Genomic DNA, 19,209 nt, shown 5'->3' on the forward strand with positions numbered 1-19,209 from the left:
AGCGGGGGAGCGATGAGCGACCGATCGACGGAGCAGCGGCAGCTGCACCTGGCCGTGGAGGTGTCGGGTGCGGGGCGCCATCCCGGAGCGTGGCGACGCGCCGACGGTCCCGGCGCCGGGGTCTTCGAGGCCGCCTACCACACCCGCCTGGCCGAGACCGCCGCGCGCGGCCGGCTGGACTTCGTCGCGCTGGCCGACTCGTTCGGGCCGCCGCCCGCGGATGCGTCGGTGCTGCCCGGATCGCTGGACGCGGTGGCTGTCGCGGCGCGGGTGGCACCGGTGGTGCCCGGCATCGGGCTGGTCCCGACCGCCACGGTGACACACACCGAGCCGTTCCACCTGTCCAAGGCGATCGCGACGCTGGACTTCGTGTCCTCGGGCCGGGCGGGCTGGGAACCGGCGGTGTCGCGCACCCAGGCCGAGGCCGACCTGTTCGGGCGCAAGGACGCCGCTGCCGCCGATGTCCTCTGGCGTGAGGCCGCCGAGGCCGTCGAGGTCGTCGTCCGGCTCTGGGATTCCTGGGAGGACGACGCCGAGATCCGTGATGTCGCCACCGGCCGGTTCATCGATCGCGACAAGCTGCACTACATCGATTTCACCGGCGAGTTCTTCTCGGTGAAGGGCCCGTCGATCACCCCGCGCTCGCCGCAGGCGCACCCGCTGATCGTGCTGCGCGCCGACGAGCCGGAGGCGCTCGCCGTCGCGGCGCGGTGGGCGGACGTGGTGCGGATCGCCGCACCGACCGTGGCCGCCGCGGCGCGGGCCCGCGACCGGGTCCGGGCCGCCGTCACGGACGCCGGTCGCGATCCCGGCACCGTCGCCGTGCTGCTCGACGTGGAGGTGCTGCTCGCCGGCACCGCCGCCGCGGCCGGCCGCGACCTGGCCGAGCTGGACGGCTGGGCCGGCGAACTGGAGCCGTCGTCGCTGCGCGTCGTCGGCACTGCGGCCGAGCTGGCCGCCACCCTGGCCGACGCCTTCGCCGCCGGTGCGGCCGACGGGTTCACCGCGGTCCCGCTCGCGCTGCCCAGCGGCCTGACCGCGATCGCCGACGAGGTGGTGCCGCTGCTGTCCGAACGCGGCCTGTTCCGGACCGGGTACGCCGACGGCTCGCTGCGGGAACGCTTCGGGCTGGCGCGGCCGGCGAACTTCTACGCGCAGGGAGCGAACGCATGAGCAAGAAGCAGGTCCATCTCGCGGCGCACTTCCCGGGCGTCAACAACACCACGGTCTGGGGCGACCCCGAATCGGGCAGCCAGACCGACTTCTCCTCGTTCGTGCACTTCGCGAGAACCGCCGAGCGGGGGCTGTTCGACTTCCTGTTCCTCGCCGAGGGACTGCGGCTGCGCGAGCACCGGGGCAAGATCCACGACCTCGACGTCGTCGGGCGTCCGGACACGTTCACCGTGCTGAACGCCATCGCGGCGGTGACCACGCACCTCGGCCTCGGCGGCACGATCAACACGACGTTCAACGAGCCGTACGAGCTCGCCCGCCAGTTCGCCTCGCTGGATCACCTGTCCGGCGGCCGCGCGGCGTGGAACCTGGTGACCAGCTCGGACGCGTTCACCGGCGAGAACTTCCGCCGCGGTGGTTTCCTGCGGCCCGAGCAGCGCTACGAGCGGGCCGGGGAGATCCTCGCCGCGGCCAAGGAACTGTGGCTGAGCTGGGCCGACGGAGCCGTGGTCGACGACCGGGAACGCGGGATCTTCGCCCGCGAGGTGCCGGTCGTCGAGCACCGCGGCGAGCAGTTCTCCTTCCACGGCCGGTTCGGCGTGCCGCGCAGCCCGCAGGGACATCCGGTGCTGATCCAGTCCGGCGACTCCGACCAGGGCCGCGAGTTCGGCGCCGCGACCGCCGACGCGATCTTCTCCCGGCACAGCACGATCGAGGCCGGACAGGCGTTCTACCGCGACATGAAGGACCGGCTGCCCCGCTACGGGCGCTCCGAGCCCGACCTCACAATCCTGCCCGCCGCGACGTTCGTGCTCGGCGACACCGAGGCCGACGCGCACGAGCGCGCCGAGCACGTGCGCCGCCAGCAGGTGAGCCCGCAGACCGCGATCGCGTTCCTCGAGCAGGTGTGGGGCCGTGACCTGTCGGCCTACGACCCCGACGGCCCGCTGCCCGACGTCGACCCCGACCCGGACGGCGCTTCCATCACCCGCGGCCGGGTGCGCCACGACAAGGACACGATGAAGGTGGCCCGCGAGTGGCGGGAGCTGGCCGAGGCCAAGGGCGGGTTGTCGATCCGCGAGCTGATCGTCGAGACGACGGCGCGGCAGTCGTTCGTCGGGACGCCGAAGCAGGTCGCGGCGCAGATCGACGAGGCCGTGCAGGCCGACGCCAGTGACGGGTTCATCCTCGTCCCGCACCTGGTGCCCGGCGGTCTCGACGAGTTCGTCGACACGGTGGTCCCGGAGCTGCAGGACCGCGGCGCCTACCGCACCGGCTACACCGGCACGACGCTGCGCGCCCACCTCGGTCTCGCCCGCCCGACCTCCGCCGCGACTCCCCACCCCGCCGCCCGCGCCTCCTGACCCACCCCGCGAGTCGGCACTTCAGGGAGGGCGAGTCGGCGTTCTGCGGAGCGCGAGTCGGCGTTCTCGGGAGCGCGAGCCGGCACGTTTCGGGGCGTGAGTCGGCGTGGTCTTGCGCCTGAATCGCGGGATGCGCGCCGAGTCGGGATCGCACCGCGAGGATTCGCCGGCCCGGTCGCAGGCGAGCCGCCTGCGACCGGAATGTCGGGGATTCGCGCGACACTGCCCGCATGGCCGAGCGGGTGTCGTCCGTCGGTACGCTCGATCGCGCGCTGCTGGCCCGTCAGCTGCTGCTGGAGCGGGTCCGCGCTGGCGCCCGTCCGCGCGGTGGAGCGCGTGCCCGGGCTGCAGACGCAGTACTCCCCGTCGGGCTGTGGTCGCGGCCGGCGGGGTTCGGGCGTGAGGAGTTGACCGACGCGCTCATCCGGCGGCGGGTGGTGCAGGGCTGGGTCATACGCTGCACGATCCACATGGTGTCGGCGCGCGAGTTCCCGCTGCTCACCGAGGCGGTGCGGCCGTCCGGCGGACGTGGTGGCTGCGGGTCGAGAAGCGTACTGCCGGCGTCGACATGCACGCAGTGTCCGCCGCGGTGCGCCGCTCTCTGGCCGACGGACCGCGCAAGCAGGCCGAGCTCGTCGATCTGCTGGTAGCCGACGGGTTCTCCCGGGCGGCCTGGAACGGCGCCGGGCTGCGGGTGGGCCTGGTGCGGGTGCCGACCGCACCGCCGGCGGCATCGCCGCCTGCCTGCACTACCGGCGGACCTTCCGCAGCTGCGGCGCCGTCGCCCTCGCCGCGGCCGGCACCTGACCCTTGCCGCGGCGTCCCGGGCGACGGCACCGCAGTGACGCAGCGCACGCCGCCACCGGCCCCGCGGGTGAACGAGGATGTCCGGGTGGAGCAGCAGACCGTGGGCGGGGTGCCCGATCTCGACGTGCTGGCATCGCGGTTCGCAGGCGCGGCGGTCGAGGGCGCGCTCGGCGCGGTCCCGCTCGAACTGGTGCCCGGCCGGTTCCGGCTGCAGGTGCCGCTCACCCCGGCCGTGCTCGACGACGAGGGCCGGGTGATCCCGGCGGTACTGGCCGTTGTGGCCGACACCTCGGTCGGGATCTGCGTGCACTCCGGGGTCCCGAACTCGGCCGGCGGGCCCACCGTCGAGCTGCGCGTCGATCACGTCGGGCCGGTCGGGCCCGGCGCGGCACACCTGCTCGTGGCGGCCGACGCGGTGCACGTGGATACCAGCACCGGGTCCGCGCGGGTCGTGCTCACCGACGACACCGGCGCCCTCGTGGCGCACGGGGTGGGCACGATGGCCGTGGAGCAGGCGGTCGACGGCGTCCCGACACGGCTGCGGCTGCCCACCGTGCTGCCCGACGTCGTCTACGACTTCGCCGCCGTCGCCGGGCTCGCGACCGCCGACCCCGGCGGCGACCCGGCCGAGCTGCGCGCGCCGCTGACCCCCGCCATGGCGAACATGCGAGCCCAGTTGCACGGCGGAGTCCTGATGGCCATCGCGCACGCCGCGCAGGACCGCTTCCAGGCCGGGCGGGGCGGTCCCGTCCGCCGCCTCACGTTCGGTGTGGACTACCTGCGCCCGGTGCCGCTCGACGGTGGGGGCCTGATGTGCCGCAGTGCGTTCGTGCGGCACGGCCGCCGGTTCCGGACGGTGCGCACCGAGGTGGTGCGGGCGGACGGCAAGGTCGCGGCGATCGCCACCGGGACGTCGGTGGTGCTGTCCCGGTGACGATCCGCGCGTCAGCCGACCAGCAGCGAGACCCCGGCGCGGGCGGCGCTGACCCGCGCGACCTGGTCGGCCAGTGCGGGCAGCGGCAGCGGCCGCTGCCGGGTCACCGTGGCCGCGGCCGCGCCCGCCAGCGGGACGAACGGGTACTGCTGCTCCAGCGTGCTGATCTGGCGGGTCACCTCCTCGGAGAAGCGCAGCACCTCGTCCGGGCGGCGGGCCGGCAGCACGGCCAGGAAGTCCTCGTGGCCCATCCGCACGACCCGGTCGACGTCGGAGAGCTGCCGCGCGAAGCACTGCGCCACGCCCTGCATCGCGGCCAGTTCGGCGCGCAGGCCGTACCGGTGCCGTAGCTCGGCCGCCCCGTCGACGCGCAGCAGCACGAGGCCCAACGGCAGCGTCCCCGGGCCGAGCCCGGCGGTCCAGCGCCGCAGGAACCGCTCGGTCAGCAGCCCGGTGCGGGGGTCGCGTTCCCCGGCCGGGTCGGCGATCTCGTCGAGCCGGCCGCGCAGGCTGTCCCCGCCCCGGCGGGCCAGATCCATCCGGTCGACGAGGAAGCGCAGCGGTGCGTCCAGCCACTCCTGCCCGGGTGGCTCGGGCACCGTCACCACCGCGCTGAGTACGTCGTCGATCGCGCGCAGGGTGTCGACCGGCAGCCGGCTGGAGGTCGCGGCGCGCAGCCGGAGCACCTCCGCATAGGCGTCGCGGCGGCGGAATGACCAGCGGCCGTGGAATCGGCGCCCGGCCTCGAGGGTGCGGGCCCCGGGTGTCACCCGCTCCTCGTCCTCCGCGACCAGGGTGGCCCCGCCGTGCGGGCCGAGCACCGTGACCGACCACTCGCGGGCGAGCTCGTCGCCGTCGCCGAGCAGCAGGTGCCGCACCCCGGGCGGCAGGTCGGGCGGGAACTGTTCGACGAGGCCGACCAGCACCGTCGCGCCGCGCTCGGCGATCCGCCGGTACATCTCGGCCTCGCGCCGGAAGTACGCGAGCCGCTGGAACATCGCGATGACCAGCCTCGGCTCGTCCGGACCGGCCAGCGCGAACCGCTCCATGGCGTGTGAGATCTCGACGAGCAGCTGTTTGGTGAACGTTCCGGACCCTTCGTCTCCCGGTTCGGTCCTGCTGTCCCGGGTCTGCACGTCGGGCACCTCCTCGTCTCGCCGCGGCGCCGGCACGCGCCGCGACGCTTCAACGAGCCGTCCCGGGGTCGGTTGCGGCGCATCGGCAACGGGCCGCGGGCCGGCGGCGATCGAGGCGCGGATGCACGTGTCTGCGCTCCCCGCTTGCTAGCGTCGCTGCATGGGTGTTGAACGCTTCCCCGTCGAAGCGGGGCATGTGCTGATGTTCCGCCGCGCGGTGGGCTATCCCGATGCGGAGGCCGGCGCCGACACCACCGGACTCGAGTTCGCCCCGCCCACTTTCGTGCAGGCGAGCGCCCAGTTCGAGCCGGGGTACCGGCTGCGGCCGTCGATCGGGCCGTGGTGGGGCTCCGGCGCGGACTCGGGGCACATGCCCGACGGTGCCGGCGCGCTGCACGCCGAGCAGCACTACACCTATCACCGGCCGGTCCGGGTCGGTGACGTGCTGTCGGCGACCGAGCGGGCCGGGAAGACGTGGGAGAAGACCGGCCGCTCCGGCACCCTGCGGTTCACCGAGACGATCACCGAGTACCGCGACGCCGACGGCGAGCTGGTCGTGACGGCCCGCTCGGTCGGCGTGCTCCGGGACCGGCCGGCCGCGCAGCCGGAGGGGGACCAGTGACGCCGAGCGTCGGCGACAGCCGCGAGACCGTCGTCGTCGAGAACCTCTCGCGGACGAGGATCGTGCAGTACGCGGGCGCCTCCGGCGACTACAACCCGCTGCACACCGACGAACCGTTCGCCCGCGACGTCGCCGGTTACCCGGGCGTGTTCGCACACGGGATGCTGACGATGGGCCTCACCGGGCGGGCGCTCACCGACTGGGTGGGCGAGGACCGGCTGCTCGACTTCGGGGTCCGGTTCACCGCACAGGTGTGGCCGGGCGACACCCTCACCACGACGATCACCGTCGACGCGATCTCCGAGGGCGCCGAGCCGACCGCGACGCTGAGCGTCGTCACCACCAACCAGGACGGCGTCACCGTGGTCAGCGGGACCGCAACCACCCGCCTGGACCCCTGACCGGGGGAGCACAGGAGCAGCGCTCATCGTGATGATCGTCCAACTGTTTACGCAGCGTTCCGCGGCAGGGTATGAATCAACCACACGCGCCTGACGCGCTTCAGCACCACGGACCGGCGCCGCAAGGAGATCGGATGACGCTCCCTCAGCCCCGGGTGGCGGTGATCGGGGCCGGTCCTTCCGGGCTCTACGCCGCCGCGGCCCTGCTCGCCGCCGGCTACGGCGACGCCGGCATCAGTGTCGACGTCCTGGACCGCCTGCCCGCGCCCTACGGTCTGGTCCGCTACGGCGTGGCGCCCGACCACGTGAAGATGAAGTCGGTCATCCGGGTGCTGCAGAAACCCTTCGACCCCGCCGAGGTGCACTTCCTGGGCAACGTCGCGGTGGGCCGGGACGGCGGGGGTGCGCCGGGCGTCCCGCTCGAGGTGCTGCGCGAGCACTACACCGCGATCGTGCACGCCACCGGCAGTTCGGTCGACCGTGCCCTCGGCATCCCCGGTGAGGAGCTGGCCGGCAGCATCGGGTCGGGCGCGTTCGTCAGCTGGTACTGCGGGCACCCCGACTTCACCGAGCTCGACCCGCCGCTCGCCCATCCCGGTGTCGCGGTCGTCGGGGCCGGGAACGTCGCGCTGGACGTGGCTCGGGTGCTGGCCAAGAGCCACGAGGAGATGGCCGGGACCGACATCCCGGACCGGGTGCTCGACGCGCTCACCCGCAGCGGAATTCGCGACGTGCACGTGTTCGTCCGCCGCGGCCCGCAGCACGTCCGGTTCACCCCGGCGGAGCTGCGCCAGATCGGGGAGTTGGCCAACGCCGAGGTCGTGGTGCACGACGACGGGTTGCTGGCGGCCGGGATCGAGGCGCCCGAGGACCGCCGGCAGCGCCAGAACCTGGAGATGCTCACCCGGTGGGCGGCGGCCGGCGGATCCGAGGGCGGGACGAAGCCGCGGCGCATCCACCTGCGTTTCCTGCGCAGCCCGGTCCGGCTGCTGGGGGAGCACGGGCGGGTGTCCGGTGTGGTCGTCGAACGCAACCGGATCGACGCCGACGGGCGGGTGGTCGGCACCGGCGAGGAGGAGACCCTCGACGTCGGCCTGGTGGTCCGCGCGATCGGCTACTCCGCGGAACCGGTGCCCGGGCTGCCCTTCGACGAACGTTCCGGCACCGTGCCCAACGTCGGCGGCCGGGTGGTCCGCGACGGCGAGCCGGTGCCCGGTGCCTATGTCACCGGCTGGATCAAGCGCGGCCCGACCGGCGTGATCGGCACGAACAAGGGCGATGCCGCGGAGACCGTCGCGGCGCTGCTCGAGGACCTGCCGCACCTGCCTGCGCCCGCGCACCCGGACCGCGAGTCGCTGCTCGAGGCGCTGGCCGCGTACGGGGTGCATCCGGTCGACTGGACCGACTGGCTGCGCCTGGACGCCGAGGAGCTGCGGCTCGGCGCGGCCCGCGGCGCCGAGCGGGTCAAGGTCGCGGAGCTTGCGGCGATGCTCGCGGCCTGCCGCGCGGAGGCCGAGGTGAGCTGACGTCCCCGAGGCCGTGCGCCGGGCTCAGCAGGGGTCGACCGACACCACCGAGGGGATCGACCGCAGCCGGTCGGCGAAGGCCTGCGCCTCATCCGCGGTCATCGAGATGGTGCAGCTCAGCGAGCTGTAGATGACGCCCTCACGGACGTCGACGGAGAAGTCGCGGACCGGGCGGCCGCAGCTCTGCAGCACCGCCGCGACCCTCATGACACCGTCCATGCCGCCGGAGGTGACCACGGTGTGCCGGCGGTGGATACGCGAGGCGATGTCGGAGAACGGGCGGGCGTCGGCGGTGAGGCTCATGATCAGGCTCCGGGGGTGTTTCACGGGAGAGGGGAACCCGAGCCAGATCTCGGAAAACGTGACAGGCCGCGAGAACAGCGGCCGGGGGGAGTGCGCGCAGGCAGCCTGGCTCAGCCGGCGCGCGAGGGTACTACCTCGGCGCGCGGAGCGAGGAGCTCGACGATGCGCACGCAGCGGACCATATCAACCGCGATCACGGGGCGGTAGTCCGGGCGTGCGCAGCGGAGGTGTTACGGGGCGCCTCGCCGTGGGCACCCGGGGTCGGCCGTGGTGGCCGGTGCCGTGACGCAGGCGGTGCGCAGCTGCGTGACGGCCCGGCCGGATCGTGGCCGTGGGCTACCATGGGAACCGTTATCTTCTTTGCCTACTTCACGGATCCGGTCGTCGTGGCGCAGGCGTGACCAGCATGGAGGCGCTCAATGGCTGCAGAGCCGAGTGAGCCCAGGTCGCGGAGTGGCTCGCACGGTCCGGTGGGCCGCCAGATGCGGGTGCCGAAGATGGCCGAGCTGGTCGCGGGGCATCTGCGTCGTCAGATCGTCCGGGGTGAGCTGAGCGAGGGGGAGGCGCTGCCGTCGGAGGCGGCGCTGATGGAGCAGTTCCGGGTGTCGCGGCCGACGCTGCGCGAGGCGTTCCGGGTGCTGGAGTCCGAGTCGTTGATCAGCGTCCGGCGCGGCGCGCACGGGGGTGCGCGGGTGCAGGTGCCCGACGCGGACGTCGCGGCGCGCTACGCGGGATTGATCCTCGAGCACCGGGGCACCACGTTGGAGGACGTCTACGAGGCCCGGATCGTGATCGAGCCGCCGATGGTGGCGCTGCTGGCCGAGCGGCGCTCCGACGCCGACGTGGCGCGGTTGCGTGCGGCGCTGGTCGACCACGACGCGGCGGCCGACGAGCCGCTGCGCTCGATCCGCACGCACACCGCGTTCCATGCGCTGCTCACCGAGCTGACCGGCAACCAGACGCTGAAGGTGCTCTCCGGGATGCTCGAGCGCATCATCGAGATGGCCAACCTCGCGCACGTGGAGAACGACCTCGGCACGCCCGCGCACGAGCGGGCCAGCCGCAAGGGCCTCAACGCGCACCGTCGAATCGTCGACCTGATCGAGGCCGGGGACGTGGCCGGCGCCGAGGAGCTGTGGCGCCGGCACCTGACCGAGGCGCGGGACTACCTGTTGCGCGCCGACGTCAAGACCGTGCTCGACCTGATGAGCTGACGGCCGCGTGCGCACCGACCTTCACGGAGGCACCTGAGTGGACTTCAGCCTGAGCGCGGAGCAGGCCGAGCTGGCTGCGGTGCTGCGGTCGTTCCTCGACGACCGCGCGCCCGAGTCCGAGGTGCGCCGGTTGATGGACGACGAGCGCGGCTGGGATCCGGCGACCTGGGCGCGGCTGGCCTCGGAGATCGGGGTGCAGGGCCTGGCGATCCCGGAGGCCTACGGCGGCTCCGGGTTCGGGCTGATCGAGCTCGGCGTCGCGTTCGAGGAGATGGGCCGGGCGCTGCTGGGCGCACCGTTCCTGTCCTCGGTCGGGTTGGCGGCGGCGACGCTGCTGGCCGCGGGCGACGAGGACGCGTGCTCGGAGTTCCTGCCGGCCATCGCGTCCGGGGAGACCGTCGCGACGCTGGCGCTGACCGAGGAGTCCGGTTCCTGGGTGGAGTCGGCGGTGAGCACCCGCGCGCGGCGGGGTGCCGCGGGCTGGACGGTGACCGGGGACAAGACGAACGTGCTCGACGGGCACACCGCCGGGCTGCTGCTCGTCATCGCCCGCTCGGCCGTCGGTATCGGTGTGTTCGCCGTCGACGCCGACACCCCGGGCGTCACCCGCACCGCGCTGCCCACCCTCGACCAGACTCGCAAGCAGGCTCGCATCGAGCTGCGTGCCGCCCCGGCCCGGCTGATCGGGGAGGACGGCGCCGGGTGGGCCGCGGTCGAGCACGCGCTGCGCGTCGGCGCGGTGCTGCTGGCCGCCGAGCAGGTCGGCGGCGCGGCGGCGGCGCTCGACATGGCCGTCCAGTACGCCAAGGACCGCCATCAGTTCGGCCGCCCGATCGGCTCGTTCCAGGCGATCAAGCACAAGTGCGCCGACATGCTGGTGCAGCTCGAGGCGGCCCGCTCGGCGGCCTACTACGGGCTGTGGGCGGCGGCCTCGGACAGCGCGGAGGCGCCGGCCGTGGCCAGCCTGGCCAAGTCCTACTGCTCGGAGGCCTACACGTTCTGCGCGGGGGAGAACATGCAGATCCACGGTGGGATCGGGTTCACCTGGGAGCACCCCGCGCACCTGTACCTCAAGCGGGCCAAGAGCTCCGAGACGTTGCTCGGCTCGCCGGCGTTCCACCGGGAACGACTCGCCACCCTGGCGGGCTTCTGACGCGCGTCAACCGCTGAACCGGGCGGCGGCCACCGTCGCGCCGGACGCGTCCACCAGCACCAGCCGGGCCGAGCGCAGCGCGTCGCCCTGCAGCTGTGCGGACGCACCCCAGTGCCCGTACCCGCGGCGCACGGTGAACGTGCCGATCGGCACCGACGACCCGTCCGGACGCTCCAGGGTGCACGACACCGGACCGGTCTGGTCGGCGAGCTGGGTGTCGAGCGAGACGTAGACGAACGACGGCTGTCCCGGGTACGCGAACGCCTGCCCGACCCGGCGGCCGTCGACGGTCAGCTGGGCCGCCGCGAGTGCGCCGTCCGGGGCCGTCACGGCGGGCGGTGCGCCGGCCCGTCCCAGCAGCCAGCCTCCGGCGAGGAGCACGACGCCCAGCAGGGCCGCGGCCAGCGGAAGCCAGCGCGGGCTTCGGCGCAGCGGGCGCCGAAGCCCGTCGAGCACCATCCGTTCGAAGCCCGCCGGGGGTTCGGCCTCGGGAAGCATCTCGAGCAGCCGATCCCGGGTGGCGGTGAGCCGGGCGACGGTCCAGCGGCAGCCGGCGCAACCGTCGAGGTGCTCGAGTACCTGGGCGCGCTCGAAGCCGGGCAGCACTCCGAGCGCGAACTCGGCCGCGATCTGCCGGCTCTGCTCGCAGCTCAGCCGGTTCACCGCTCCGCGCGTCTCGTCAGTCATGATCGGCCTGCTCGGCGGCCAGCGCGGTGTGCAGCTTGAGCATCGCCCCGCGGATCCGGGACTTGGCGGTGCCGATCGGGATGCCCTCCTGTTCGGCGATCTCCCGTGCGGTCAGCCCGTGGATGCCTGCCAGCACGACGGCTCGGGCCTGCTCGGTGGGGAGGCCGGCGAGTGCCCGGCGGAGTTGGTCCGCGGCGTCCTGGGCCAGTGCCCGCCGTTCGGGCAGGTCGCTCATCGCACCGATCAGGCCGATCAGGTCCTGAGGGGCGACCGGGGCCGGGCGCCGGGCCCGGACCGCGTCCACCGCGAGATTGTGCACGATGCTGGTCAGCCAGGTCCGCACCGACCCGCGCCGCGGGTCGTAGAGCGCGGCCGAGCGCCAGGCGCGTTCGAACCCCTGTTGTGCGACGTCCTCGGCCAGCCCGGTGTCGCCGACGACGGTCAGCGCGACGCCGAACACGATCCGCTGGAACCGGCGCACGAACGCCAGGGCCAGGTCGGGGTCGCCCGCACCCAGCCCGGCCAGCAGGAGCTCGTCGGCGAGCCCGTCGGCGGGTGGGCGGCGGATGAACACACTTTCTCTACGGGCAAAGAGTCGGTCGAGATTGCGTCAACAGACGGCAAAGCTGCACTGCTGGATCACGATCCGATAACGGTCGGTCGGGGCGTCATCCCGATTCCGTCCGGGGCCGTACCTGGAACCGCTTGATCCCCCGAGACGACGACCTGGAGCCCGCCATGCAGATGATCTCCACGAAGCCCGCCGACCGGAGTGGAACACGCCGACGCGGGGCCTTCGCGGCCGCGGCCGGTCTCGCCGTGCTGACCCTGACGCTGGCCGGTTGCGGCGGCGGATCGAACGGTGCTGCCGCCGCGCCCACCGTCCCCGTCGCGGTGCCGACCACCGCGGCCGCCGCCGGCACCGCGGCCGCCGAGCCGGCCGGGAAGCAGGTGACGGTGACGATGAGCGAGTTCGCGCTGACACTGTCCGAGCAGACCTTCACACCCGGTACCTACACCTTCGTGGCCGACAACACCGGCCAGTACCCGCACACCATCACCATCAACGGCCCCGGCGTGCAGAACCAGTCCGCGAGCGGCCCGCTGAAGTCGGGCCAGTCGGCCTCGCTGACCGTCACCCTTCAGCCCGGCAGCTACGAGATCTGGTGCCCGGTCGGCGACCACAAGGCCAAGGGCATGACGACCACGATCACCGTCGCCTGACATGGCTCCGATTCGGGACGGGCGGACCAGGGTGCCCGTGACCGTCCGGCGGTCGGGGATGCTGCTCACCGGACGCGTGGTGGGCGCTGCGCTCACGGTGGCGATGGGCTGGATCCACCTGCAGCTGTGGTTCGACGGCTTCCGCGACGTGCGCATCATCGGCGTGCTGTTCCTGCTCAACGCCGTCGGCGCCGCGGTCCTGGCCGTCGCGCTGCTGGTGGTCCGGTTCGGCCGGCTCGCACCGGTGGCCGCGCTCGGCGCGCTGTTCACGGCAGGCACCCTGGCCGCCCTGGTCGTCAGCCTGACCGTCGGACTGTTCGGGGTGCGGGAGGTCATCGACGCCCCGCTGGTGCCGGCCACGCTGGCCGTCGAGGCGGCGGGCACGGTCGCGCTGGCGCTGACCGCGTACGCCGCGCGGCACCGGGGATGAGCGCGACGGGTCAGCGGGGCGGCCTGATCGGCGCCGATCTGGTCGGCGTGGGGAGCAGAACGGGGCCGGTGGGTACGGCGTGCCGGACCGTGGTCACGGCGCTGGTCTCGGCTCACGGGGCAGGCCCAGGACCGTTTCGGCGATGATGTTGCGCTGGACCTCGGACGTGCCGGCGTAGATGGTGCCGGCGCGGGCGTTGAGGTAGCTGCCGATCCACGAGCCGGTGGTGTTGCGTGCGCCGGGGTCATCGGTGCGGAACCCGCGCAGCGGAGGCCGCCCGGTGATCACCTGGGCGCGCATCCCGGCCAGCTCGAGGGCGAGGTCGGTGGCGCGGCGGTGGTACTCGCTCCAGTACAGCTTGGAGATCGACGACTCGGGCCCCGGTCCCTGGCCGGCGAGCCAGCCGGTGAGCACCCGGTAGCCCAGGTAGCGCATGATCTCGACCTCGGCGAAGCGCCGGGCGAGCTGCTGGCGGACCAGCGGGTCGTCGGCGACGCCCTGGGCGCGGGCCAGTTCGACGATCCGGTCGAACTCGGCGCGGAACAGGATCGGGTTGGTGGCGGCCTCCTCGCCCCGTTCGTAGCCGAGCAGCGTCTGGGCGACCTTCCAGCCACCGTTCACCGGCCCGACCACGTTGCCCAGCGGGGTACGCACGTCGTCGAAGAAGACCTCGTTGAACTCGCTCGCCCCGGTGGCCGAGCGGATCGGGCGCACCTGCAGGCCCGGCTGGTCCATCGGCACCAGCAGGAACGAGATGCCCCGGTGCTTGGACGCCGCGGGGTCGGTCCGGGCCAGCACGAAGATCCAGTTGGCCCGGTGCGCCCACGACGTCCACACCTTCTGCCCGTTGATCACCCAGGTGCCGCCGTCGGCGACGGCGCGGGTGGACAGCCCGGCCAGGTCGGAGCCGGCGCCGGGCTCGGAGTAACCCTGGCACCACCGGTCCTCGCCGGAGAGGATGCGTGGCAGGTGGTGGCGCTTCTGCTCCTCGGTACCCCAGCGGAGCAGCGTGTTGCCGACCATCTTGATGCCGAAGGTGTCGTTGTGCCCGCCCGCCGGCACGCCGGCCCGGGCCAGCTCCTCCATCAGCACGACCTGATGCAGCTTGGTCAGCCCGCGGCCGCCGTACCCGGCGGGCCAGGTGATGCCGAGCAGTCCGCGCCGGGCCAGGACGGCCCGCCAGTCGTCGACGAACGCGTCGGCCTCGGTGGTGTCGGCGATCGCGCCGATGCCCTCCCAGCCTTCGGGCAGTTCCTCGGCGAGCACGGCGCGTACCTCGGCACGGAAGGATTCCGCGTCGGCGGGGTAGTCGAGGTCTACGTCAGCTCCCGTTCCGCAGCGCGTCGACCGCCGGCTGCCACAGGGAGGGGTCGTGCGCGTAGGGCGCGTAGAAGCCGAACCGGTCGACGATGCCACCGAACCTCTCGAGCACGGCCGGTCCGATCCGGTCGGGCTCGGCGACGACGGCGAAGGTGTGCAGCACCTCGTCGTCGATGAGATCGCCCATCTTCTGCCAGCGGTCATCGTCGCCGGAGCGGGACAGCCGGTTCAGCTCGGTGCCCAGCTCTGCCCAGCCGTGCAGCTCCAGCACCGGGCGGTAGCTCGGCGTGCTGCCGTAGAAGGCGATCTGCTCGCGCATGCCCCGGGCCGCCGCGGCCATCTCCTCCTCGGTGTGCCCGGAGACGACGAAGCCGGACAGGCTGACCGACACGTCTGCGCGCGTGCGGTTGCTGCTGTCGAGGCCGCGCTGCAGCGTCGGCAGCGTCCGCGTCCTCAGGTAGCGCTCGGTGGTGAAGGGGTGGGCCTGCAGGCCGTCACAGACGGCACCGGCGACCTCGGTCATCTTGTCGCCGACCGCGGCCAGGTGCACCTGCGGCGGGCCCCACGGGCTGGGCTCGGGGGAGAAGAACGGCGTCATCAGGGTGTGGGAGTAGAAGTCGCCACGGAAGTTCAGCCGCTCGCCGGTGTTCCAGCTCGCCCAGATCGCCCGCAGCGCCTCGATGTACTCCCGCATCCGCGGCGCCGGGTGGCTCCACGGCATGCCGAAACGCCGCTCGACGTGCGGTCGGACCTGGCTGCCGAGACCGAGCAGGAACCGGCCCCGGGTGTAGACCTGCAGGTCGTGGGCGCTGTAGGCCATCGACATCGGGTTGCGGGCGAAGGCCACCGCGATCCCCGTGCCGACCTCGATCCGGCTCGTGTGCTCGGCGACCGGCATCAGCGGCAGGAACGGGTCGTGCGCGGTCTCCGCGCTCCACAGCCCGTCGTAGCCGCTCTTCTCCCGACCCCGGGCGAGCTCCGAGAGCTCCGACAACCCGGACGCCGTGATCTGCGCATCCACCTTCATGCCCCGGTGCACCCTTCGCCTCGTCCGGAGTGGTCACCGGGGACGTTACTGCCGCCCCCGATCATGATGACCGGACGGCACCCGGGCGCAGCCGGGCCGGGACCCCATGGGAAACGGGAGGGCCCCGCCGGATCGGCGGGGCCCTCCCGTTGACGTGCTGCCTCGCCGAACCTCAGTCGGTGAGGTCGGACGGGCTGCCGCCCTGCGGACGACCCGCGAGCTCGCGCCGCTCGGCGTGGCGTGCGTTCTCCGCCGCCACCGTCTCGGCCCGGGCCCGCTCCAGCGCGGCCGTCTCGTCGACCGGGTCGGGCTTGGTCAGCGATCCACTGACCGGCGCGCCCGCCGATCCGAGCTGGTTCATCCGCTTGGGCACCGGAGCGCCCTGGTAGGGCAGCGGGATCGGGTGGCCGTGCTCGTCGAGCCCGGCCAGCGGCTGGTGCACCTCGATGAACTCGCCGTGCGGCAGGCGCTTGATGATGCCGGTCTCGATGCCGTGCTCGAGCACCTCCCGGTCGGCCCGCTGCAGGCCGATGCAGATCCGGTAGGTGACCCAGTAGGCGATCGGCGGGATGAGCAGGACGCCGATCCGACCGGCCCAGGTGGTGGCGTTGAGCGAGACGTGGAAGAAGAACGCGATCCAGTCGTTGATGCCGCTCAGGACCAGCCACAGGTAGAACGAGAGCCCCATGACGCCCAGCGAGGTGCGGACCGGTGCGTCGCGCGGGCGCTGCAGCAGGTTGTGCAGCGCGTCGTCCTTGGTGAACTTCCGCTCGATGGCCGGGTAGGCCGCCGCCACCACGAACAGCAGGGGCAGGAACGCCGCGGTCGGCCAGAACGCCGCCGGGATCGTGTACTTGCCGAACAGGTAGATCTCCCACGGCGGGAAGATGCGGGCCATGCCCTCGCTGAACAGCATGTACCAGTCCGGCTGCGAGCCGGCCGAGACGTGTGAGGGGTCGTACGGGCCGAGCTGCCAGATGGGGTTGATCTGGAACAGCCCGCCCAGCAGGGCGATCACGCCGACCGTCACCGCGAAGAAGGCGCCGCCCTTGGCCGCGAAGGCCGGCAGGATCCGGACGCCGACCACGTTGTTCTCGGTGCGGCCGGGGCCGGGGAACTGCGTGTGCTTCTGGTACCAGACCAGCCCGACGTGCACCGCGATGAGCGCGAGCAGGATCCCGGGCAGCACCAGCACGTGGATGATGTAGAGCCGCGGGATGATCTCGGTGCCCGGGAACTCGCCGCCGAACAGCGCCCAGTGCACCCAGGTGCCCATGACCGGCACCGTCAGCGTGATGCCCGAGGCGATGCGCAGGCCGATACCCGACAGCAGGTCGTCGGGCAGCGAGTAACCGCTGAAGCCCTCGAACAGGCCGATGAAGATCAGCAGGACGCCGATGGCCCAGTTCGTCTCACGCGGCTTGCGGAACGCGCCGGTGAAGAACGTCCGCATCATGTGGGCGACCATCGAGGCCAGGAACAGCAGCGCGGCCCAGTGGTGCACCTGGCGGACGAACAGGCCGCCGCGGAACTCCAGGGAGATCTGGACGGCGCTCTCGTAGGCCCGCGACATGTGCACGCCGCGCAGGTTGTCGAACGGCCCGTTGTAGACGACCTCGGTCATCGACGGGTCGAAGAACAGCGCCAGGTAGGTGCCCGAGAGCAGCAGCACGATGAAGCTGTAGAGCGCGATCTCGCCGAGCATGAACGACCAGTGCGTCGGGAAGACCTTGTTGAACTGTTTGCGCAGGCCTGCGGCCGGGTGGAACCGCTGGTCCAGTTGGTCGAGGGCCTGTGCCACCTTGGGATTCGCCCCGCCGGAGGGGCTGGTGGGCGTCGTGATCGCGCTCATGGTCTCCGCTCCCAGAAGGCCGGGCCGACGGCTTCGATGAAGTCGCTCCTCGCCACGAAGTACCCCTCGGAGTTGACCGTGATCGGCAGCTGAGGGAGTGCCCGGGTGGCCGGGCCGAAGACGGGCTTCGCGTACTCGGTGGCCAGGAACTGCGACTGGTGGCAGGGGCACAGGATCCTGTTGGTCTGCGCCTCGTACAGCGAGGTCGGGCAGCCCAGGTGGGTGCAGATCTTGGAGAAGGCGTAGAAGTCGCCGTAGTTGAAGTCCTCCTGGCCCTTCCGCTTGATCGTCGGAGTGCCGGGCCGGAGCCGGATCAGCATGACCGGGTTGTCGGAGGCGCGCTGCGCGTGCAGGAGGGCCTCGTCGTTGCCCCGCTCGGACTCACGGAACGGGAACACCGTCTCCATCGCGCCGGGCTCCATGTCCTCGGGACGGACCCGGGAGATCTCGCCGAGGACGCCGGTGTCGCGGCGCAGGTAGACCGTCTCGCCCGGCGCATGGCGCCAACCGGTGACCCACAGGGCCGCCTCGTCGCCGCCCTTCCAGGGGTTGCGGATCAGCGGCGCGAGCGCCGCCACGCCCACCCCGAGACCGAACAGCCCGGCAGCCGCCCCGGCCGATCGCTTGATCAGCGAGCGGCGGGCGATGCCGGTCTCCTTGCCGGCCTCGGTGAGCTGGGCCATGAGGGTCCGGCGGGCGATCTCGTCGGACGGGCCGTCGTGGCGCTGCTGCACCGAGACCTCGTCCGGGAAGAACTTCTTGACATACGCGATGACGCCGATGCCCAGCGCCAGCACCGCGAAGCCGAACGTCGCGCCGACGACCGGGGTGTACAGCGAGTACATCGTGTAGCCCGCCTCGAAGGGGCTGCGGTACTCGTGCGGCCAGGCGATGAACGCGACGATGAAGGCCACCGCCGACAGCGCGGCGAGGGTGAACCACAGCGCGACCGAGCGCTCGGCCCGCTTCTCGGCACGGGTGCCGGGGATCGGGAACTTCTTCCCGAGGTGGACGATCTCGACCTCGTCGAGCTCGGCCGCCAGCCGGGCGAGTTCCTCCGGCGACATCTGCTCCAGCTCTTCAGGCGAGGGCAGGTGGCGCGCCTCGCCCGCCGTGCCCGTCGAACCCGCACTCATGACTTCGCTCCCAACCACATTGCGAACCCGACCAGCGCGCCCAGGCCCACCACGAAGGCGATGACGCCCTCGGATGTCGGTCCGATCCCGCCGGCGGCGTAGCCGCCGACACTGTTGTTCGAGCCGGACACCGACTTGATGTAGGCGATGATGTCCTCCTTCTCCGCCGGCGTGAGCTGACGGTCGGCGAACTTCGGCATGTTCTGCGGGCCGGTCAACATCGCCGTGTAGATCTGGTCCTCGGAGGCGGCGTCCAGGTTCGGGGCGAACTTGCCCGAGGACAGCGCACCGCCGCGACCGGTGAAGTTGTGGCACGAGGCGCAGTTGAGCCGGAACAGCTCGCCACCGCGGGCCGGGTCGGGCCCGCGCAGCGCTGCGCCGGTGGCGGCGGGCCGCTGCGGGCCGCCGCCGTTGGCCTCGATGAACGCGCCCAGCGCGTCGAGGTTGGCCTGGCCCTCCGGGGTGTGCGGGTCGAAGCCCGGCGCCGGGGGCTTGCGGACGGCCTGCGCCTCCTGGCGGGCCAGTGGCATGCGACCGGAGGAGACCTGGAAGTAGGCCGCCGCCTCACCCACACCGATCAGGCTGGGGCCGCGGTCCTGCACACCCTGCAGGTTCACGCCGTGGCAGCTGATGCAGGTGTTGTTGTAGAGCTGCTGGCCCTTCGCGATCAGCGCGGTGTCGCCCTGCGCCTTCGCGACCTGCGGCTGCGGCGCGAACGCCGTGTACAAGCCCCCGACCGCGAGCAGGCCGATGCCCAGGGCGAGCGCACCGGCGAGCCTACGGCGGAGTCTGCCGTGTGGCCTTCGGCGGCGGCGTGGTGTGGTGGTCGTGGAATCCATCGTCGGCGTCTTCCAACCCTCGCGGTCGTGGCGGTCTGTCCGGGTCTTGTGGGGTACGGCG

At 72.7% G+C, this 19,209-nt stretch carries 20 protein-coding genes; 11 read left to right on the plus strand and 9 right to left on the minus strand.

Translation table 11 applies throughout. From position 1 onward, the window contains the following. Positions 1-12 precede the first annotated feature (12 nt). The 4 genes from HF526_RS19150 to HF526_RS19165 all read left to right on the plus strand — a co-directional run bounded on the left by HF526_RS19150 (position 13) and on the right by HF526_RS19165 (position 4,278). Positions 13-1,173: an LLM class flavin-dependent oxidoreductase gene (locus HF526_RS19150; RefSeq protein ID WP_169382901.1), complete on the plus strand. Its 1,161-nt coding sequence runs from the start codon at positions 13-15 to the stop codon at positions 1,171-1,173. Beyond that, positions 1,170-2,537, plus strand: a complete 1,368-nt coding sequence (locus HF526_RS19155; RefSeq protein ID WP_169382902.1) for an NtaA/DmoA family FMN-dependent monooxygenase — start codon at positions 1,170-1,172, stop codon at positions 2,535-2,537. Before HF526_RS19150 ends, HF526_RS19155 begins: the two co-directional genes overlap by 4 nt. A gap of 230 nt (positions 2,538-2,767) precedes the next feature. Next, the gene (locus HF526_RS37480; RefSeq protein WP_169382903.1) at positions 2,768-3,187 is read left to right on the plus strand and encodes a DNA glycosylase AlkZ-like family protein; all 420 of its coding nucleotides are present in this window, start codon (positions 2,768-2,770) and stop codon (positions 3,185-3,187) included. Further along, positions 3,106-4,278: a PaaI family thioesterase gene (locus tag HF526_RS19165; protein WP_239028870.1), complete on the plus strand. Its 1,173-nt coding sequence runs from the start codon at positions 3,106-3,108 to the stop codon at positions 4,276-4,278. The genes HF526_RS37480 and HF526_RS19165 overlap by 82 nt, the downstream gene beginning before the upstream one ends. Before the next feature lie 11 nt (positions 4,279-4,289). Here HF526_RS19165 and HF526_RS19170 read toward each other — a convergent pair whose 3' ends face one another. After that, on the minus strand, positions 4,290-5,414 hold the full coding sequence (locus HF526_RS19170) for a DICT sensory domain-containing protein (protein ID WP_169382905.1): 1,125 nt from the start codon (positions 5,412-5,414) through the stop codon (positions 4,290-4,292). Positions 5,415-5,574: 160 nt separating this feature from the next. On the opposite strand from HF526_RS19170, the gene HF526_RS19175 reads away from it, so the two are divergent. The 3 genes from HF526_RS19175 to HF526_RS19185 all read left to right on the plus strand — a co-directional run bounded on the left by HF526_RS19175 (position 5,575) and on the right by HF526_RS19185 (position 7,963). Beyond that, positions 5,575-6,036, plus strand: coding sequence for an FAS1-like dehydratase domain-containing protein (locus HF526_RS19175; protein ID WP_169382906.1), 462 nt, complete (start codon positions 5,575-5,577; stop codon positions 6,034-6,036). Beyond that, on the plus strand, positions 6,033-6,437 hold the full coding sequence (locus tag HF526_RS19180) for a MaoC/PaaZ C-terminal domain-containing protein (RefSeq protein ID WP_169382907.1): 405 nt from the start codon (positions 6,033-6,035) through the stop codon (positions 6,435-6,437). Before HF526_RS19175 ends, HF526_RS19180 begins: the two co-directional genes overlap by 4 nt. A gap of 134 nt (positions 6,438-6,571) precedes the next feature. After that, positions 6,572-7,963, plus strand: coding sequence for an FAD-dependent oxidoreductase (locus HF526_RS19185; protein WP_169382908.1), 1,392 nt, complete (start codon positions 6,572-6,574; stop codon positions 7,961-7,963). A gap of 24 nt (positions 7,964-7,987) precedes the next feature. Here the strand turns inward: HF526_RS19185 and HF526_RS19190 are convergent, their stop codons facing one another. Further along, a complete protein-coding gene (locus HF526_RS19190; protein ID WP_169382909.1) occupies positions 7,988-8,266 on the minus strand; it encodes a hypothetical protein in 279 nt (92 codons plus the stop codon). 497 nt (positions 8,267-8,763) lie between these two features. On the opposite strand from HF526_RS19190, the gene HF526_RS19195 reads away from it, so the two are divergent. Together HF526_RS19195 and HF526_RS19200 are read left to right on the plus strand one after the other, a co-directional pair. Then, positions 8,764-9,480, plus strand: coding sequence for a FadR/GntR family transcriptional regulator (locus tag HF526_RS19195; protein WP_211177474.1), 717 nt, complete (start codon positions 8,764-8,766; stop codon positions 9,478-9,480). Positions 9,481-9,517: 37 nt separating this feature from the next. Beyond that, positions 9,518-10,633: an acyl-CoA dehydrogenase family protein gene (locus tag HF526_RS19200; protein WP_169382911.1), complete on the plus strand. Its 1,116-nt coding sequence runs from the start codon at positions 9,518-9,520 to the stop codon at positions 10,631-10,633. 6 nt (positions 10,634-10,639) lie between these two features. Here HF526_RS19200 and HF526_RS19205 read toward each other — a convergent pair whose 3' ends face one another. After that, positions 10,640-11,320: a zf-HC2 domain-containing protein gene (locus tag HF526_RS19205; protein ID WP_169382912.1), complete on the minus strand. Its 681-nt coding sequence runs from the start codon at positions 11,318-11,320 to the stop codon at positions 10,640-10,642. Further along, positions 11,313-11,894 (minus strand): RNA polymerase sigma factor, encoded by a 582-nt coding sequence (locus HF526_RS19210; RefSeq protein ID WP_211177475.1) that lies wholly within the window; start codon positions 11,892-11,894, stop codon positions 11,313-11,315. Before HF526_RS19210 ends, HF526_RS19205 begins: the two co-directional genes overlap by 8 nt. 164 nt (positions 11,895-12,058) lie before the next feature. On the opposite strand from HF526_RS19210, the gene HF526_RS19215 reads away from it, so the two are divergent. Both HF526_RS19215 and HF526_RS19220 read left to right on the plus strand, forming a co-directional pair. Then, a complete protein-coding gene (locus HF526_RS19215) occupies positions 12,059-12,544 on the plus strand; it encodes a cupredoxin domain-containing protein (protein ID WP_211177476.1) in 486 nt (161 codons plus the stop codon). A gap of 1 nt (position 12,545) precedes the next feature. Continuing rightward, positions 12,546-12,974 (plus strand): hypothetical protein, encoded by a 429-nt coding sequence (locus HF526_RS19220; RefSeq protein ID WP_211177477.1) that lies wholly within the window; start codon positions 12,546-12,548, stop codon positions 12,972-12,974. 93 nt (positions 12,975-13,067) lie between these two features. On the opposite strand, the gene HF526_RS19225 is transcribed toward HF526_RS19220, so the two are convergent. The 5 genes from HF526_RS19225 to qcrC all read right to left on the minus strand — a co-directional run bounded on the left by HF526_RS19225 (position 13,068) and on the right by qcrC (position 19,148). Then, positions 13,068-14,390: an acyl-CoA dehydrogenase family protein gene (locus HF526_RS19225; protein WP_169382913.1), complete on the minus strand. Its 1,323-nt coding sequence runs from the start codon at positions 14,388-14,390 to the stop codon at positions 13,068-13,070. Next, entirely contained in the window at positions 14,296-15,321 is a 1,026-nt protein-coding gene (locus HF526_RS19230; RefSeq protein ID WP_169382914.1) for an LLM class F420-dependent oxidoreductase, read from the minus strand. The genes HF526_RS19225 and HF526_RS19230 overlap by 95 nt, the downstream gene beginning before the upstream one ends. 172 nt (positions 15,322-15,493) lie before the next feature. Next, positions 15,494-17,173 (minus strand): cytochrome bc1 complex cytochrome b subunit, encoded by a 1,680-nt coding sequence (gene qcrB, locus HF526_RS19235; protein ID WP_169382915.1) that lies wholly within the window; start codon positions 17,171-17,173, stop codon positions 15,494-15,496. Further along, positions 17,170-18,309: a cytochrome bc1 complex Rieske iron-sulfur subunit gene (gene qcrA / locus HF526_RS19240; RefSeq protein WP_169382916.1), complete on the minus strand. Its 1,140-nt coding sequence runs from the start codon at positions 18,307-18,309 to the stop codon at positions 17,170-17,172. Before qcrA ends, qcrB begins: the two co-directional genes overlap by 4 nt. Then, positions 18,306-19,148, minus strand: a complete 843-nt coding sequence (gene qcrC / locus HF526_RS19245; RefSeq protein ID WP_169382917.1) for a cytochrome bc1 complex diheme cytochrome c subunit — start codon at positions 19,146-19,148, stop codon at positions 18,306-18,308. Before qcrC ends, qcrA begins: the two co-directional genes overlap by 4 nt. Positions 19,149-19,209 lie beyond the last annotated feature (61 nt).

The sequence above is a fragment of the Pseudonocardia acidicola genome (genome assembly GCF_012911935.1).
In the GTDB taxonomy this organism is placed as follows: Bacteria; Actinomycetota; Actinomycetes; order Mycobacteriales; family Pseudonocardiaceae; genus Pseudonocardia; species Pseudonocardia acidicola.

Excerpts from the sequence above, each read along its gene's own strand:
- qcrB (WP_169382915.1), bottom strand. The coding sequence starts at position 17,173 with ATGAGCGCGATCACGACGCCCACCAGCCCCTCCGGCGGGGCGAATCCC.
- HF526_RS19205 (WP_169382912.1), bottom strand. The coding sequence starts at position 11,320 with ATGACTGACGAGACGCGCGGAGCGGTGAACCGGCTGAGCTGCGAGCAG.
- HF526_RS37480 (WP_169382903.1), top strand. The coding sequence starts at position 2,768 with ATGGCCGAGCGGGTGTCGTCCGTCGGTACGCTCGATCGCGCGCTGCTG.
- HF526_RS19185 (WP_169382908.1), top strand. The coding sequence starts at position 6,572 with ATGACGCTCCCTCAGCCCCGGGTGGCGGTGATCGGGGCCGGTCCTTCC.
- HF526_RS19150 (WP_169382901.1), top strand. The coding sequence starts at position 13 with ATGAGCGACCGATCGACGGAGCAGCGGCAGCTGCACCTGGCCGTGGAG.
- HF526_RS19155 (WP_169382902.1), top strand. The coding sequence starts at position 1,170 with ATGAGCAAGAAGCAGGTCCATCTCGCGGCGCACTTCCCGGGCGTCAAC.
- HF526_RS19230 (WP_169382914.1), bottom strand. The coding sequence starts at position 15,321 with ATGAAGGTGGATGCGCAGATCACGGCGTCCGGGTTGTCGGAGCTCTCG.
- HF526_RS19195 (WP_211177474.1), top strand. The coding sequence starts at position 8,764 with ATGGCCGAGCTGGTCGCGGGGCATCTGCGTCGTCAGATCGTCCGGGGT.
- qcrA (WP_169382916.1), bottom strand. The coding sequence starts at position 18,309 with ATGAGTGCGGGTTCGACGGGCACGGCGGGCGAGGCGCGCCACCTGCCC.
- qcrC (WP_169382917.1), bottom strand. The coding sequence starts at position 19,148 with ATGGATTCCACGACCACCACACCACGCCGCCGCCGAAGGCCACACGGC.
- HF526_RS19190 (WP_169382909.1), bottom strand. The coding sequence starts at position 8,266 with ATGAGCCTCACCGCCGACGCCCGCCCGTTCTCCGACATCGCCTCGCGT.
- HF526_RS19175 (WP_169382906.1), top strand. The coding sequence starts at position 5,575 with ATGGGTGTTGAACGCTTCCCCGTCGAAGCGGGGCATGTGCTGATGTTC.
- HF526_RS19215 (WP_211177476.1), top strand. The coding sequence starts at position 12,059 with ATGCAGATGATCTCCACGAAGCCCGCCGACCGGAGTGGAACACGCCGA.
- HF526_RS19165 (WP_239028870.1), top strand. The coding sequence starts at position 3,106 with ATGCACGCAGTGTCCGCCGCGGTGCGCCGCTCTCTGGCCGACGGACCG.
- HF526_RS19220 (WP_211177477.1), top strand. The coding sequence starts at position 12,546 with ATGGCTCCGATTCGGGACGGGCGGACCAGGGTGCCCGTGACCGTCCGG.